The following is a 14,484-nucleotide window of genomic DNA, read 5'->3' on the forward strand; positions in this document are numbered from 1 at the left end:
CGGCCGCCGCGCTCCCGATCGCGCGGCCGGGACGGAGACGAGACGTGACCGAGACGGCCGGCCCCCAGGACGTGCTCGACGCCGGAGCGGCCACCCCTCCTCCCCGCACGCTGGTCGACGTCCTCCGCGACACCGCGGAGCGCCACCCGGACGCCTCCGCGCTGGAGGACCCGGCCGGAGCGCTCAGCTACCGGGAGCTGCTGGCCCGCACGGTGCAGCTCGCGGGCGAGCTCACCGCCGCCGGGGTCCGACGCGGCGACCGCGTCGGGATCCGCATGCCCAGCGGCTCCCGCGAGCTCTACCTCGCGATCCTGGCCGTCCTCGCCGCGGGAGCCGCGTACGTCCCGGTGGACGCGGACGACCCTGAGGAGCGGGCGCGCCTCGTCTTCGGCGAGGCCGCCGTCCGCGGCGTGATCACCGGCTCCGGCCGCTTCGAGCGCACCGGCGCCGACGAGCCGGCCGCGCGCCTGTTCACCGCGAGCGCGCCGCACCCGAGCACGGCGTCGATCCCGCTGCTGCAGCCGCCCTCGCTCGAGGACGACGCCTGGATCATCTTCACCTCCGGCTCCACCGGAACCCCCAAGGGAGTGGCGGTCAGCCACCGCTCCGCCGCCGCCTTCGTCGACGCCGAGGCGCGCCTGTTCCTCCAGGCGGAGCCGCTCGGCCCCGGGGACCGGGTGCTGGCCGGTCTCTCGGTCGCGTTCGACGCGTCCTGCGAGGAGATGTGGCTCGCCTGGCGGCACGGCGCCTGCCTCGTCCCCGCTCCCCGCTCGCTGGTCCGCAGCGGCATGGACCTCGGCCCCTGGCTGACCACGCACGGCATCACCGTGGTCTCGACCGTGCCGACCCTCGCGGCGCTCTGGCCCGCGGAGTCGCTCGAGAACGTCCGCCTGCTGATCTTCGGTGGCGAGGCGTGCCCGCCGGAGCTCGGCGAGCGCCTGGCCGTCGAGGGCCGCGAGGTCTGGAACACCTACGGGCCGACCGAGGCCACCGTCGTCGCCTGCGCCGCGCCCCTCGGCGGGCCTCCCCCGGTGCGCATCGGGCTGCCGCTGGACGGCTGGCGGCTCGCCGTCGTGGACGCGGACGGGCAGCGGGTCGGCGAGGGCGACGTCGGCGAGCTGGTCATCGGCGGGGTCGGGCTCGCGCGCTACCTCGACCCGGTCAAGGACGCCGAGAAGTACGCGCCGGCACCGCTCCTGGGCTGGGAGCGGGCCTACCGCTCCGGCGACCTGGTGCGCTTCGAGAGCGCCGGCCTGGTCTTCCAGGGGCGCGCGGACGACCAGGTGAAGCTCGGCGGTCGGCGGATCGAGCTCGGCGAGGTCGAGGCGGCGCTGCAGGCGCTCCCCGGAGTCTCGGGGGCGGCGGCCGCGGTCCGCACCACGGCGGCCGGCAACCAGGTCCTCGTCGGCTACCTGGCCCTCGCCGGCGGCCGGGAGCTCGACCGCGACGCGGCGCTCGCCCGCCTGCGCGAGGAGCTGCCCGCATCCCTCGTGCCGCTGCTGGCCGTGGTCGAGGAGCTGCCGACCCGCGTCTCCGGCAAGGTCGACCGCGCCGCACTCCCCTGGCCGCTCGCCGTGGGCACGACCGAGGACGCCTCCCTCGACCCCGAGGAGGCGTGGCTCGCCGCCCTCTGGCGCGACGTGCTCGGCGTGCCGGTCGACGAGCGGGCGAACTTCTTCGACCTCGGCGGCGGCTCCCTCGCCGCCGCCCAGCTGGTCGCGCGGATCCGCGAGCGCGACCCCGAGTTCACGGTCGCCGACGTCTACGCCCACCCGCGTCTCGCGGCGATGGCCGCCGAGATCCAGAGCCGCTCCACCGGCACTGCGGAGGTGTCCGCTCACCGCATCGCGCCGGTCCCCCTCAGGATGCGCGTGCTGCAGACCCTCCTCGGCGCACCGCTGCTCGTGCTCGGCAGCGCCCGCTGGGTCACTGCGATCCTCACCGTCACCGCGGTGCTCGACCTGGTGCCGGGGTTCGGCTGGCTGCCCACCGCTCCGCTCGCCGCGCTGATCCCCGCATTCGCGCTCTTCCTCACGCCGTTCGGGCGGATGGGGCTCACCGTCCTCGCCGCGCGCACCCTGCTGCGCGGGATCCGAGCCGGAGACCACCCGCGCGGCGGGAGCGTGCACCTCCGGCTCTGGCTGGCGGAGCAGGTCGCGTTCCAGCTCAAGGCCGTGAGCCTGGCGGGTGCGCCCTGGGTCGCCTACTACGCCCGCGCGCTCGGCGCCCGCATCGCCGACGACGTCGACCTGCACTCCCTCCCTCCGCTGACCGGGATGCTCACGCTCGGGCGCGGCGCCGCGATCGAGCCCGAGGTCGACCTCTCCGGCTACTGGATCGACGGCGACGTCCTGCGCGTCGGCGCCGTCCGGGTCGGCGCGGGCAGCACGGTGGGCGCGCGCAGCACGCTCCTCCCCGGCGCCCGGATCGGCAAGCACGCGCAGATCGAGCCGGGATCGGCCGTCTTCGGACGGGTGCCGGCCGGGCAGCGCTGGGGAGGATCCCCCGCCCAGCGGCTCGGCAGGGCGAACGCCGGGTTCCCCTCGGAGCGCCCGGCGCGCCGCCCGGGCTGGGTCTGGGCGTACGGAGCGTCCGCGGTCGGCCTCGCGGCGGTCCCGGTCCTCGCCCTCGCGGCCGGGCTCGCCGTCGTGGCCGCCGCCGTGCGCGGCTCGGCCGGCCTCGGCGCCGCGCTCGGGCCCGCTCTCGCCGCCCTCGTGCCCGCCGTCGCCGTCTCCGGAGTCGTCCTCGCCGCTCTCGTCGTCGTCCTGGTGCGCCTGCTCGGCCGGGGCGTCGAGCCGGGCACCCACCCCGTCCGCGGTCGGATCGGCTGGCAGGTCTGGTCGACGGAGCGGCTGCTCGACTCCGCGCGGGTCCTGCTCTTCCCGCTCTACTCGGGCCTGTTCACCCCGGTCTGGCTGCGGCTCCTCGGCGCGAAGGTCGGACGCGACGTCGAGGCCTCGACGGTGCTCCTCCTGCCCGCGATGACGACCATCCGCGACGGCGCGTTCCTCGCCGACGACACGCTCGTCGCCTCCTACGCGCTCGGCGGCGGCTGGATGCGGCTCGCCCGCGCCGAGATCGGCGAGCGCGCGTTCCTCGGCAACTCCGGCATGGCCGCACCCGGCCACACCGTGCCCGCCGGCGGACTCGTCGCCGTCCTCTCTTCCGCGCCCCGGAAGTCGAAGGCGGGCTCGTCGTGGCTGGGCTCACCGCCCGTGCGGCTGCGGCGCACCGTCGTCGAGGCGGAGTCGGCGCGCACCTTCCGCCCGGCCCGCCGACTCCGCGCGGCCCGCATCGCGTGGGAGCTCGGCCGCTTCGTCCCTGTGGTCGTCTCGGTCGCGATCGGCCTCGGCGTCGTCGCCGGACTGCTCGCGCTGATCCAGACGCTCGGTGCGGTGCTCGCCGCGCTCGTGGGAGGCGTCGTGCTGCTGGCCGCCGGGGCGGTCGCCGCGGCCGTCTCCACCGCCGCGAAGTGGATCCTGATCCAGCGGGTCGAGCCGAGCGAGCAGCCGCTGTGGTCCTCGTTCGTCTGGCGGAGCGAGCTGGCCGACGCCTTCACCGAGATGGTCGCCGCGCCCTGGTTCGCCCACGCCGCCGCGGGCACTCCGGCGCTGGTCTGGTGGCTGCGGAGCCTCGGCGCCCGGATCGGACGCGGCGTCTGGTGCGAGAGCTACTGGCTCCCCGAGGCCGATCTGATCTCGCTCGGCGACGGAGCGACCGTGAACCGGGGCTGCGTCGTGCAGACGCACCTGTTCCATGATCGAATCATGAGCATGGATCTCGTGAGCCTCGACGCCGGCGCCACCCTGGGCCCGCACAGCGTGATCCTCCCCGCCGCGCGGATCGCCGAGCACGGCACGGTCGGCCCGGCCTCGCTCGTCATGCGGGGGGAGCTCGTGCCCGCGGGCAGCCGCTGGAGCGGCAACCCTATCGGCCCGTGGCGCGAGGTGCGCGTCGCCGACTACCACGCGCCCGTCGCGTGAGCCCCGCGCTGACCGGGCTCGAGACCGCCGGCGACCCCTACGTCCCCGGTATCGGGAACACCGGCTACCGCGTCGAGGCCTACGACCTCGACCTCGACTACCGCGTCGCCTCCAACCGCCTGGCCGGCCGGGCCGTGCTGCGGATCGTCGCGCTGCAGCCGCTCCGGCGGTTCTCCCTCGACCTCTCCCGGCTCCGCGTGGCCCGTGTCCGGATCGACGGACGCCGCGCCCGCCACGAGCAGGCGCCGCACAAGCTGCGGGTGTCCCCCGCCGAGCCGCTGGCCGCCGGCGAGAGCGTCGACGTCGAGATCGAGTACAGCGGCCACCCCGCCCCCCGCGCCAGCCACTGGGGCGAGCTCGGCTGGGAGGAGCTGGAGGACGGGGTGCTCGTCGCCTCGCAGCCCTCCGGCTCCTCCACCTGGTTCCCCTGCAACGACGACGTCGCCGAGAAGGCTCCGTACCGCCTGCGCGTCACCGCCGAGGAGGGCTACGCCGTGCTCGCGAACGGGGTGCTCGTCGACTCGAGCGCCCGCTCCGGCCGCCGCACCTGGCTCTACGAGCAGCGCGAGCCCAGCGCCGCGTACCTCGCCTCGGTGCAGATCGGCCGCTACGCGATCGAGGAGCGCGTGCTCGCCGGGGTCGCGGTGACCCTCGCCCGCCCCGCCGCTCTGGCCGCTCGGGTCGCGCACGACTTCGCTCCGCTCGAGCGCATGCTCGCCCTGTTCACGCGGCTGTTCGGGCCCTACCCCTTCGCCCGCTACTGCATCGTCGTCACGGCGGACGAGCTGGAGATCCCGCTCGAGGCGCAGGCGATGGCGGTGTTCGGAGCCAACCACGCCGACGGCCGCGGCGGCTCGGAGCGCCTCATCGCGCACGAGCTCGCGCACCAGTGGTTCGGCAACAGCGTGGGCATCGCCCGGTGGCGCCACATCTGGCTCAACGAGGGGTTCGCCTGCTACGCGGAGTGGCTGTGGTCGGAGGAGTCGGGCCGCGCCACCGCCGACGCCTGCGCCCGCCGCCACCACGCGGTGCTGCGGGCTGCGGCGCAGGATCTCGTACTCGCCGATCCGGGGCCGGTCGCGCTCTTCGACGACCGCGTCTACAAGCGCGGCGCGCTCACCCTGCACGCGCTGCGGCTCACCGTCGGCGACGAGCCCTTCCTCCGGCTGCTGCGGGAGTGGACGTCCCGCTACGCCTCCGCCGCCGTCACCGACGAGGAGTTCCGGGAGCTCTGCACCGAGGTCCTCGGCGAGGGCGTGGACGATCTGCTCGACGCCTGGCTCCTCGACGAGGAGCTGCCGCCGCTACCGTCCCGGCGCTGACACCAGCGAGTCCGCGAGCGCGTCGCCGTGCTCGCGCCGCCAGCCGATGATGGGCCCGGCGCCCGCGTCCCCCATCGGCCCGAGGGCGACGCTGACCCGCAGCGCGGGGTCCAGCTGCGGCTCGGCCAGCCGGAAGCGGACGCCGTCGATCCGCGCCTCCGCCGCGTGGTGCGACTCGTGCACGTGCACCCGGCGCGGGTCGAGCTCGAGCCCGCGGCCGTCCGCCTTCAGTGCGGCCTCGATCCGGGTCCAGTGCAGGACGGGGTCGGCGGGGCGCATCCCGCCCGTGGCGAAGGGCGCCCCGGCGATGCGAGTGATCCGCTCCCCGCGCTCGGGCGAGCCCAGCGTCGGCTCCACATCGACGCCGACCGCACCGGCGCTGCTCGCCGCGACCACGACGGCGCCCGCGCAGTGCGCGATGCTCACCGACAGCAACTCGAGCGCGATCCCGCGTCCCTCCAGCCGCGGCCGGCCGTGCGCGCCCCCGCAGCGCGGGCAGCAGGCGACGACTCGGACCTCCGACGCGCGCGTCCCCGTGAGCTCGGCCGCGAGCATCCGCAGGAGCACCCGCCCGAAGACGAAGCGCTCGGCCGCCGACGCGGCGACCGTGCCGGCGTAGCGCTCGCGCTCCTCGTCGCTCAGCAGCGGCAGCAGCCGCTCGGCGTCCAGCGTCTGCTCGTCGAGCGCCAGCCAGCGCAGGTGCACCCCCGGCAGCTCCGCGCCGATCCCCGACTCCCCCATGTCCGTCCCCCCGGTCAGCTCGTCGCGGCGTGCTCGCCGCGCTCGTACACGTCCGCGGCCGATCCGACGATCAGCGGGTCCGGACCCAGCGGGCCCACGACCTCCTCGTCGCGTCCGTCGTAGTCGTAGAGGCTCAGCACGTAGCGCATGGCCTCGAGCCGGGCGCGCTTCTTGTCGTTGCTCTTCACGATGGTCCAGGGAGCGTCGGCGGTATCGGTCGCCGCCATCATCGCCTCCTTGGCCGCGGTGTAGTCGCCCCACTTGTCGAGCGAGGCGAGGTCCATCGGCGAGAGCTTCCACTGGCGCACGGGGTCGATCATGCGGATCGTGAACCGGGTGCGCTGCTCCTCCGCCGAGACCGAGAACCACAGCTTCACCAGGTCGATGCCGTCGCCGACGAGCATCCGCTCGAACAGCGGCGTCTGGCGGATGAACTCGTCGTACTGCGCCGGCGTGCAGAAGCCCATCACGCGCTCCACGCCGGCCCGGTTGTACCAGGAGCGGTCGAAGAGGACGATCTCGCCGGCGGCCGGCAGGTGCGAGACGTAGCGCTGGAAGTACCACTGACCGGCCTCGCGCTCGGTCGGCTTCTCGAGCGCGACCACGCGGGCTCCGCGCGGGTTGAGGTGCTCGGTGAAGCGCTTGATGGTGCCGCCCTTGCCCGCGGCGTCGCGCCCCTCGAAGACGACCACGAGCCGGCGCCCGTGCTTCTTGATCCAGTTCTGCAGCTTCAGCAGCTCGATCTGGAGGAGGCGCTTGCCCGCCTCGTACTCCTCGCGCGACATCCGCTCGTCGTAGGGGTAGCCCTCGCGCCAGGTGTCGATCTGCGTGCCGTCGCGGCGCAGGAGCACCGGATCGTCGTCGTCCTCGTCCAGCACGACGAGGTCCCGCGCGTCGGCGGGCGTGAGCGTGCGGAGCAGCTCGGGAGTGGGACGGAGGGCGTCATCGGCGGTGTCGGGCACGGAGGGACGCTAGTGCGCCCGTGCGACGCTCCGGTGAACGGCGGGTATCCCCGCGTCTGCGGGGAGGACGGTCGGACGGGCTGCCGCGCCGATCGCGGTCCCGGCCGCCGGATGCGCAGGCTGATCACCGCGGCTGTACGCAGCCGAGGCTGCAGTGCTCGATCCGGGGCGCTCCCGCGAGGATCGACCGGCTCCGCCTCGTCTCGGGACGGCGTCAGCCGGTGAACGCCGCAGGAGGCAGGTCGGTCTCGCCGCCCTCGACCGCGTCGAGCAGCCGGTCGACCACGTCCTGCGGCGCCAGACCCGCGCCGAAGCGGGGCGCGTCTCCGGCGAGCGGGTGCCGGGACAGCTCGGTCTCGGTGTGGCCGGGGCGCGCGTCGAGCAGGAGGACGCCCGCCCGCTTGTACTCGCGGGCCGAGGCCTTCACGAAGGAGTGCAGTGCCGCCTTCGAGGCGGAGTACGCGGCGAGTCCCGCGGTCGGAGCCTCCGCCACCACGCCGCTGATGGTCAGCGCGAACGGCTCGCGCCCCTCGCCCGCCGACGCGACGAGCGACGGCAGCGCGGCGGTCAGCACCCGGATCGGCGCCAGCGCGTTCACCTCGACGAGCTCCTCCAGAACGGCCGGATCGAGCTCGGCGGAGGGCCCGAAGGCCACGACGCCCGCGGCCACGACGACGCCGTCGAGGCGCCCGTGCCGCTCGAGCACCTCGGCGACCACGCGCCGGGGCTCGTCCTCCCCGCGCAGGTCGGCGACCAGGGGTGCCTCGCCGAGCGCCGCGGAGTCGCGCCCCGAGCGCACCGCGACTGCACCGCGCGCCTCCAGCGAATCGGCCAGGAGGCGGCCGAGGCCGCCCGAGGCTCCGAGGACGAGGACGACGGCACCGTCGAGACGAGTCATGTGGCGAGCCTAGACGGGTGCGCTGTCGCGGATCGGCACTACCGTACGAGCGACCGGACCCCTACCGTGAGGCCCATGACACGACTGCAGAGCCGTGCCGTGCTGCAGCGCCTGCTCGAGGTCCTCGAGGATCCCGCCCCCGTCACCATCGGCCACGCGCGTCACGTCCGGATGCTCGTCCGCGAGGCTCTGGAGTGGATCGCCGGCCCTCGGGCGCAGGAGTCCGGTGCGTGGAGCGGCCCCGCTTCGGGAGAGCCCGCGGCCGCGCTCGCCCCCGAGGATCCCGCCGCCACGGACCCGGGTCTCTGACGCTCCCGCCCTCCTCGTAGACTCGTTCGCCGGAGGAACGGGGGGTCGATGGACGAGGGTGCGCCGGCGGGCTGGTACCGCGACGAGGCCGATGCGGCCGAGATGCGCTGGTGGGACGGCAGGCGGTTCACCGGGGCGCGCCGCTCCGCGCAGGACAGTGCCGCGGTGGTGCGGGACGCACCCGTCACCCCCGTCACGGAGCGCGTCGACTACCGGCTCCCGAACGCCGACGGCGCCCCGAGCGTCGACGCCCTCGCCGAGGCCGAGCGGATCGAGGAGATCGCCGATCTGATCGGCCGCACGCTCGAGCAGGGCGAGATCGACGAGCGGACCCTCGAGGTCGACCTGATCCCCGAGCCCGACCACCCCACCGGCCTCGACGCCGTCTCGGTCCGGGCCGGCGGCCGCGTCCTCGGCTACCTGCCGAACGCCTCCGCCCACCGGGCCGCTCTCGACCGGGTCGTGGCAAGCGGAGCCGTCCCGGTCACGACCGCGCGCCTCCGGGTCGAGCGCGGCGAGGAGGGCCTGCGGGCCGTCCTCCGCGTCGCCCTCGTCGCCCCCGAGCTGCTCGTGCCGCTCAACGAGCCGCCCGTCGAGCGCCACTCGATCCTCCCCTGGTCGCGGGGCCTGCCGGTCCTGCGCGAGGACGAGCACTTCGCCCGCCTCTCGACGGTCGTTCCGGCGAGCGGCCGCGGCCTGCTGCTGGTGACCCTGCACCCGGCGGGCGACCTCGTCGAGCTCCGTCTCGACGGCGAGCGGGTGGGCGAGCTCTCCCCGACCCTCTCGGCGGATTTCGCCCCGACCCTCCGCCACCTCGCGAGCTTCGGCCTCACCGCCGCCGCCTACGCCTCCCTCCGCGGATCCCCGCTGAAGGTCGAGCTCACGCTGCAGGCCGCGAAGGCCGCTGAGCTGCCCGCCGAGTGGGTCGACGGCCGTCCGGTCACCCTCCCCCGACTCCTCCCGCCGGCTCTGACCTACACCGTCCCGCCCGCGTACACGGCGCCGCTGCGTCCCACTCCCCGCAGCTCGGAGGCGGTCTCCCGCTCGGTCCGCCGGACCGTCGCCTGGGTGGTCGTCGGCGTCTGCACCCTCGTCGGGCTGTCGAGCTGGCTGATCGGGGACGTGCTGAACTGACGGGGCGGGGCGGACGTCCGGGGATGTGACCGGCCTCGTGTCGGACTCCCGGGGTCGGCGATCCCGCACCTCCGCGCAGACGCGCCCGGCTCGCGGATCCGGGGATCCGAGCGAACCGGGCGCCTCGAGCCGAGCGCGGCCGTCCTACACGTTGAAGCGGAACTCCACGACGTCGCCGTCCTGCATGACGTAGTCCTTGCCCTCGATGCGGGCCTTGCCCTTCGCGCGGGCCTCGGCGATCGAGCCGGTCTCGACGAGGTCGTCGAACGAGATGATCTCGGCCTTGATGAAGCCCTTCTGGAAGTCGGTGTGGATGACACCGGCGGCCTGGGGCGCGGTCCAGCCCTTCCCGATGGTCCAGGCGCGCGTCTCCTTCGGGCCGGCCGTGAGGTACGTCTGGAGGCCCAGGGTGTCGAAGCCGATGGTCGCGAGCTGGTTGAGGCCCGACTCCGTCTGGCCGGTCGACTCGAGCATCTCGGCGGCGTCGGCCTCGTCGAGGTCGATCAGCTCGGACTCGATCTTCGCGTCGAGGAAGATCGCCTTCGCCGGCGCGACCAGGGCTGCGAGCTCTGCCTTCCGGGCGTCGTCGGTCAGCACGGCCTCGTCGACGTTGAAGACGTAGATGAAGGGCTTGGCGGTCAGCAGGCCCAGCTCGCGGATCGGCTCCAGATCGATCGAGGAGGCCGACAGCGGCTTGCCCTGGTCGAGGAACTCGCGCGCCTTCTTCGCGGTCTCGACCACGATCGGCTCGATCTTCCTCCCCTTGAGCTCCTTCTCGTAGCGGGCCTCGGCCTTCTCGAGGGTCTGGAGATCGGCGAGGACCAGCTCGGTGTTGATCGTCTCCATGTCGCTGGCGGCGTCGACCTTGCCGTCGACGTGGACGACGTCGGAGTCCTCGAAGCCGCGGATGACCTGCGCGATGGCGTCGGCCTCGCGGATGTTCGCGAGGAACTTGTTGCCCAGGCCCTCGCCCTCGGACGCGCCGCGCACGATGCCGGCGATGTCGACGAAGGAGACGGGCGCCGGGAGGATGCGCTCGGAGCCGAAGATCCCGGCGAGCACCTCGAGGCGGGAGTCGGGCAGGTTCACCACACCCACGTTCGGCTCGATCGTCGCGAACGGGTAGTTCGCCGCGAGCACCGTGTTCTTGGTCAGTGCGTTGAAGAGCGTCGACTTGCCGACGTTGGGGAGACCGACGATTGCGATAGTGAGAGCCACGGGTGAACATCCTACGGCGTGGCGGCGGAAGGGCCGGGCGGGCGGGCGGAGAGGAACGGGAGGCGCCCGGCCCGCGGCCGGCGGGTGCTCCCGGCCGCTCGGGGCGACGCGCGCGCGACGCTCCCGGCGGCGTCGGAGGTGCGTGAGAGGCTGGAGCGTGCCCATCGACTTCACCGCCATCGACTTCGAGACCGCCAACTCGCACGGGGCCTCCGCCTGCTCCGTCGGGCTCGTGAAGGTCCGCGACGGCCGCGTCGTCGACCGCGCCGGCTGGCTCATCCGCCCGCCGCTGGGGTACGACGACTTCCTCGAGTGGAACACGCGGATCCACGGCATCCGCAAGCACGACGTGCACGCCGCCGCCTCCTGGGTCGACCAGTTCGCCGACCTGGCGGCCTTCGCCGGCGAGGACGTGTTCGTCGCGCACAACGCCGGCTTCGACATGGGCGTCATCCGCGCGGCCTGCGCGGCGACCTCCCTCGAGCACCCCGAGTACGACTACCTCTGCTCGCTGCAGCTCGCCCGCAAGACGTACGAGCTCGACTCCTACCGCCTCCCCGTCGTCGCCATGGCCGCGGGCTTCGAGGACTTCCGCCACCACGACGCGTCGGCCGACGCCGAGGCGTGCGCCGCGATCGTCGTGCACGCGGCCCGGCGGCACGGCGCCGCGAGCATGGCCGAGCTCGGCGAGCTGGCCGGCGTCTCCGTGAAGCGCCTGCGCCCGAAGGCTCCCGTCGCCGCCTGACGTCCGTCGTGCCGAGCCTGCTCGAGACGATCGGCTCAGCCGCGGGGGTCGCCGAACCAGGTGCTGAAGATGCGCCAGAAGTTCCGGTTCCCGTAGGCCGAGCAGTCGTCGCCATCGCCGTAGAGGTTCGCGAGCGCCGCCGCGTTCGGCTGGTACGGCGTGTAGTAGTAGAGACCCGCCGTGGCCGCGTTGGCGATCGTCACCGAGGCGGTGCCGCAGGACTCGTCCGGGGAGTAGCGGACGTCGCCGGCCGCGCCGACCGGGTACCAGTCGAAGCTCGAGTCCGGATTCCGGTAGCGCTGGAACTGCCACGCCGCTCCGTACACCTGCGCCGCGAAGCCGTAGGAGTCCGTGTCGCAGTCGGCGGTGTCCGGGCAGCCGTAGCCCGTGGCACTGCGGAACTGCCGCTCGCTCGGCTCCGGATCGGTCACGAGCGACTGCTCCTTCTGCAGCAGCACCAGGAGGACGGCCGGATTCAGCCCGCACGCGCCGGCGACCGAGGTGATGATCTCCGCGGCCGGGACGTCGCGTCCGGCGGGAAGCGCGTTACACTGCTCGTCGGCCGTGATCGCCGCGGTGTCCTCGGCGAGTCGCGCAGGCACGGCACCGGCCCGCCCGCGCAGTCGGGGACGCGGGCGTCGAGGAACGCCTGCACCGTGAGCGGTCCGAGCGCGTCGCCGTCGAAGAAGACCTCGTCGGAGATCAGGTCGCCCGGGTCGAAGTCGGCCGCGACGGGGCCCGGCTGGAGGAAGGTCCACAGCCGGACGGTCTGCGGCTCGGACGGCACCGCTGCGAGGCGCGTGCCGTCGACGGAGCCTCCCAGCAGGAGCCCCACCAGCGCCGCGACGACGACGACCGCACCGCCCCGCCGGCGTCGGAGGCCGGTCGGGGACGGTGCGGTCGGGGTCATCCCTCCACGCTAGTGGCGGGGTCGCGGGCGATCAGCCGCAGGGGGTGAGCCGCGCGACGTCCTCCGAGAGGGTGGTGGGACCGCCGAGGAGGACGACCCGCTGCGCTCCCGACTTCGCGATGTCGGTCAGGACGGCGCGGGGCACGCAGTTCGTCGGCACGGCGAACAGCGGGCTGTTCGAGTAGCCCGCCGCCGTGGCTCCGGCGAGGGCGTCGGGGAAGTTCTCGCCCGTCGCCAGGAACACGGTCTTGGCCCTCGAGAAGGCGGCCCGGTTCAGCTGCTCCGAGGTGTCGTAGCGGTCGACTCCGCCGATGCGGGTGATGGTCGGCACCGGAAGCGAGTTCTTGATCCCCTCGCTCACCGACAGGGGGCTGCCCGCGATGGTGAGGTTCTGCACCTTGAGCTTCGAGAGGATGCCCTTCGTCACGGCGTCGGCCGTGCTGCCGGTGCCGTTGACCAGGACGACGGGAGCGTTCACCGAGCCGGCTGCGGCGCTCGCGCCGAGCGCGTCCGGGAACTTCTCGCCGGTCGCCAGCCAAGCGCGCGACGAGCCGCCCGAGAAGGCGTACTGGATGATCTTCCTCGAGGTGTCGTAGCGGTCGGTCCCGCCGAGCCGCTGGATCGACGAGGTGTAGCCGCGGAGCTGGTCGTACACGCCCTTGCCGACGCTGAGCTCCGATCCGACGACGACGATCTTCGCGGGCTTCAGGCGGGCGAGCTCGTCGCGGACGGGCTGCGACATGCCGTCGCGGTCGACCAGGAGCAGCGGACCCTTCTGCTTGGCCGCGGCCGGGGCGGCGCTCAGCGCGTCGGGGAAGTTCGCGCCGGTCGCGATGTAGACGACGGGGACGTTCGGGCCGAAGACGGCCTTCGAGATCGCGACGGCGGTGCCCTGGCGGTCGGTGCCGGCCAGACGCGAGACGTCGATCCCGGCCGACGTGCTCACGGTCGAGCAGCCGAGATCCTTCCGGCCGGGGCCCCGGGAGTCGCCCGAGCCGACCCAGCGGTTCCACTCGACGGAGTCGGTGGAGACGCAGACCTGGTAGGTGCCGGGTGCCGAGACGGGCGTGGTGGCGCCGAAGCCGTGTGCGCGGCCGGCGACGGAGTACTCGCCCGGGATGTCGCCGCGGTCGCCGTTCGCGGTCTGCGTGCGGACCGTGCGGGTGCCGTCGGGGCCGGTCACCGTGACCGTCGTGGTCAGCGCGGCCTGCTGCGTCGTCGGATCGACGGCCCAGCCGGACACGCTCAGCGTGCTGCCCGAGATGCGCGGGGCGTCGACGCGTCCCGCGGGGGCGATCCCGGCGTTGGCCAGGGTGCCGTTCGGGTTCCAGTCGCTGAAGAGGTACCAGAAGTTGATGTTGCCGTAGGTCGCGCAGGCCGCGTTGCCGGAGCCGGTGAGCGCGTAGTCGTTGGGCTGGTACGGCGTGTAGTAGTAGAGGTCGGCCGTGGCCTGGTTGCGGATGGTGACCGGTGAGGAGCCGCACGCGGTGCTCGGGTAGTAGGCGACGTTCGGCGTCGTGCCCGGAGCGTAGGTGGTGAAGTTCGAGCCGGAGCCGGGCGGGTTGGCGTAGCGCTTGAACTGGCGGGCCGCGCTGTAGACCTGGGTGAAGAATCCGGCGGAGCCCGGGTCGCACGCCGCGGTGTCCGGGCAGTTGTAGCCGGTCGCCTTGGCGTAGTCCTCGGGGCTCGGCGTCGTGTCGGTGACGAGGCTGCGCTCCTTCTGCACGAGCACGACCAGGGCGAGCGGGTTGATGCCGCAGGCCAGGCCGACGCGCGTGAAGATCGAGGCCGACGACTCGCTGCCGGAGCCCTGGTAGGCGCTGCACATCGCGTCCGCCGCCTTGGACGGCGTCGCCTGCGAGAAGTTCTTGAGGCAGGGGGCGGTGCCGGCGGTGGAGCACCGGCTGCCCTTCTCGTCCAGGAGCGACTGCACCTGGCCGGTGCTCAGCGCGTCGCCGTCGAAGAACTGGGCGTCGCTGACGATGAAGCCGGCGCGGAAGCTCTTCGTCTCCTCGGCGCTGTACTGCGTCGACTGGTCCGGGACGCCGAGGTCGGCGCGGTCGAGGGACGCGTCGAGAGCGCCGGTCTCGACCGAGACGGTCGACGGCGCGTCCTCGGCGGCGGAGGCGGAGGTGATCGGGACGAGGGCGGTGCCGAGCCCGACGGCGAGAGCGAGCGCGGCCGTGAGCAGGCGCGATGAGCGGTGGTGATTCCCCATGATCGCGAAGTCTACGAGGCGGTCGCAGGGCGTCCTGGCCCTCG

General features: G+C 74.0%; 11 protein-coding genes. 5 read left to right on the plus strand and 6 right to left on the minus strand.

Features of this window, described 5'->3' with window-relative positions; genetic code table 11:
- The first annotated feature begins 44 nt into the window (after window positions 1-44).
- Complete coding sequence (locus C5C49_RS02350; RefSeq protein ID WP_181135689.1) at window positions 45-3,983, plus strand: Pls/PosA family non-ribosomal peptide synthetase; 3,939 nt, start codon at window positions 45-47, stop codon at window positions 3,981-3,983.
- A complete protein-coding gene (locus C5C49_RS02355; RefSeq protein WP_258068355.1) occupies window positions 3,980-5,305 on the plus strand; it encodes a M1 family metallopeptidase in 1,326 nt (441 codons plus the stop codon). Before C5C49_RS02350 ends, C5C49_RS02355 begins: the two co-directional genes overlap by 4 nt.
- Here C5C49_RS02355 and C5C49_RS02360 read toward each other — a convergent pair.
- The 3 genes from C5C49_RS02360 to C5C49_RS02370 form a co-directional block, all read right to left on the minus strand.
- Complete coding sequence (locus C5C49_RS02360; protein ID WP_104345334.1) at window positions 5,288-6,046, minus strand: 4'-phosphopantetheinyl transferase superfamily protein; 759 nt, start codon at window positions 6,044-6,046, stop codon at window positions 5,288-5,290. The genes C5C49_RS02355 and C5C49_RS02360 overlap by 18 nt on opposite strands.
- A gap of 14 nt (window positions 6,047-6,060) precedes the next feature.
- Window positions 6,061-6,921 carry a polyphosphate kinase 2 gene (ppk2, locus tag C5C49_RS02365; RefSeq protein WP_244229668.1) on the minus strand — a complete coding sequence of 287 codons (861 nt, stop codon included), beginning with the start codon at window positions 6,919-6,921 and terminating at the stop codon, window positions 6,061-6,063.
- 301 nt (window positions 6,922-7,222) lie between these two features.
- Entirely contained in the window at window positions 7,223-7,906 is a 684-nt protein-coding gene (locus C5C49_RS02370) for an SDR family oxidoreductase (RefSeq protein WP_104222961.1), read from the minus strand.
- 75 nt (window positions 7,907-7,981) lie between these two features.
- On the opposite strand from C5C49_RS02370, the gene C5C49_RS02375 reads away from it, so the two are divergent.
- A complete protein-coding gene (locus C5C49_RS02375) occupies window positions 7,982-8,215 on the plus strand; it encodes a hypothetical protein (protein ID WP_104345335.1) in 234 nt (77 codons plus the stop codon).
- Window positions 8,216-8,263: 48 nt separating this feature from the next.
- Window positions 8,264-9,349: a DUF2510 domain-containing protein gene (locus C5C49_RS02380; protein WP_104345336.1), complete on the plus strand. Its 1,086-nt coding sequence runs from the start codon at window positions 8,264-8,266 to the stop codon at window positions 9,347-9,349.
- Window positions 9,350-9,493: 144 nt separating this feature from the next.
- Here the strand turns inward: C5C49_RS02380 and ychF are convergent, their stop codons facing one another.
- A complete protein-coding gene (gene ychF / locus C5C49_RS02385) occupies window positions 9,494-10,567 on the minus strand; it encodes a redox-regulated ATPase YchF (RefSeq protein ID WP_104222958.1) in 1,074 nt (357 codons plus the stop codon).
- 157 nt (window positions 10,568-10,724) lie between these two features.
- Between ychF and C5C49_RS02390 the strand changes: the two genes are divergently transcribed.
- Window positions 10,725-11,312: an exonuclease domain-containing protein gene (locus C5C49_RS02390; RefSeq protein ID WP_104224410.1), complete on the plus strand. Its 588-nt coding sequence runs from the start codon at window positions 10,725-10,727 to the stop codon at window positions 11,310-11,312.
- Between the two features lie 35 nt (window positions 11,313-11,347).
- Here C5C49_RS02390 and C5C49_RS02395 read toward each other — a convergent pair whose 3' ends face one another.
- Window positions 11,348-11,914, minus strand: a complete 567-nt coding sequence (locus C5C49_RS02395; RefSeq protein WP_146084821.1) for a hypothetical protein — start codon at window positions 11,912-11,914, stop codon at window positions 11,348-11,350.
- Between the two features lie 339 nt (window positions 11,915-12,253).
- Window positions 12,254-14,440: a cell wall-binding repeat-containing protein gene (locus C5C49_RS02405; RefSeq protein WP_104345339.1), complete on the minus strand. Its 2,187-nt coding sequence runs from the start codon at window positions 14,438-14,440 to the stop codon at window positions 12,254-12,256.
- Between the last annotated feature and the right edge of the window lie 44 nt (window positions 14,441-14,484).

It is taken from the genome of Rathayibacter sp. AY1E2 (assembly GCF_002932325.1).
Classification (GTDB): Bacteria; Actinomycetota; Actinomycetes; order Actinomycetales; family Microbacteriaceae; genus Rathayibacter.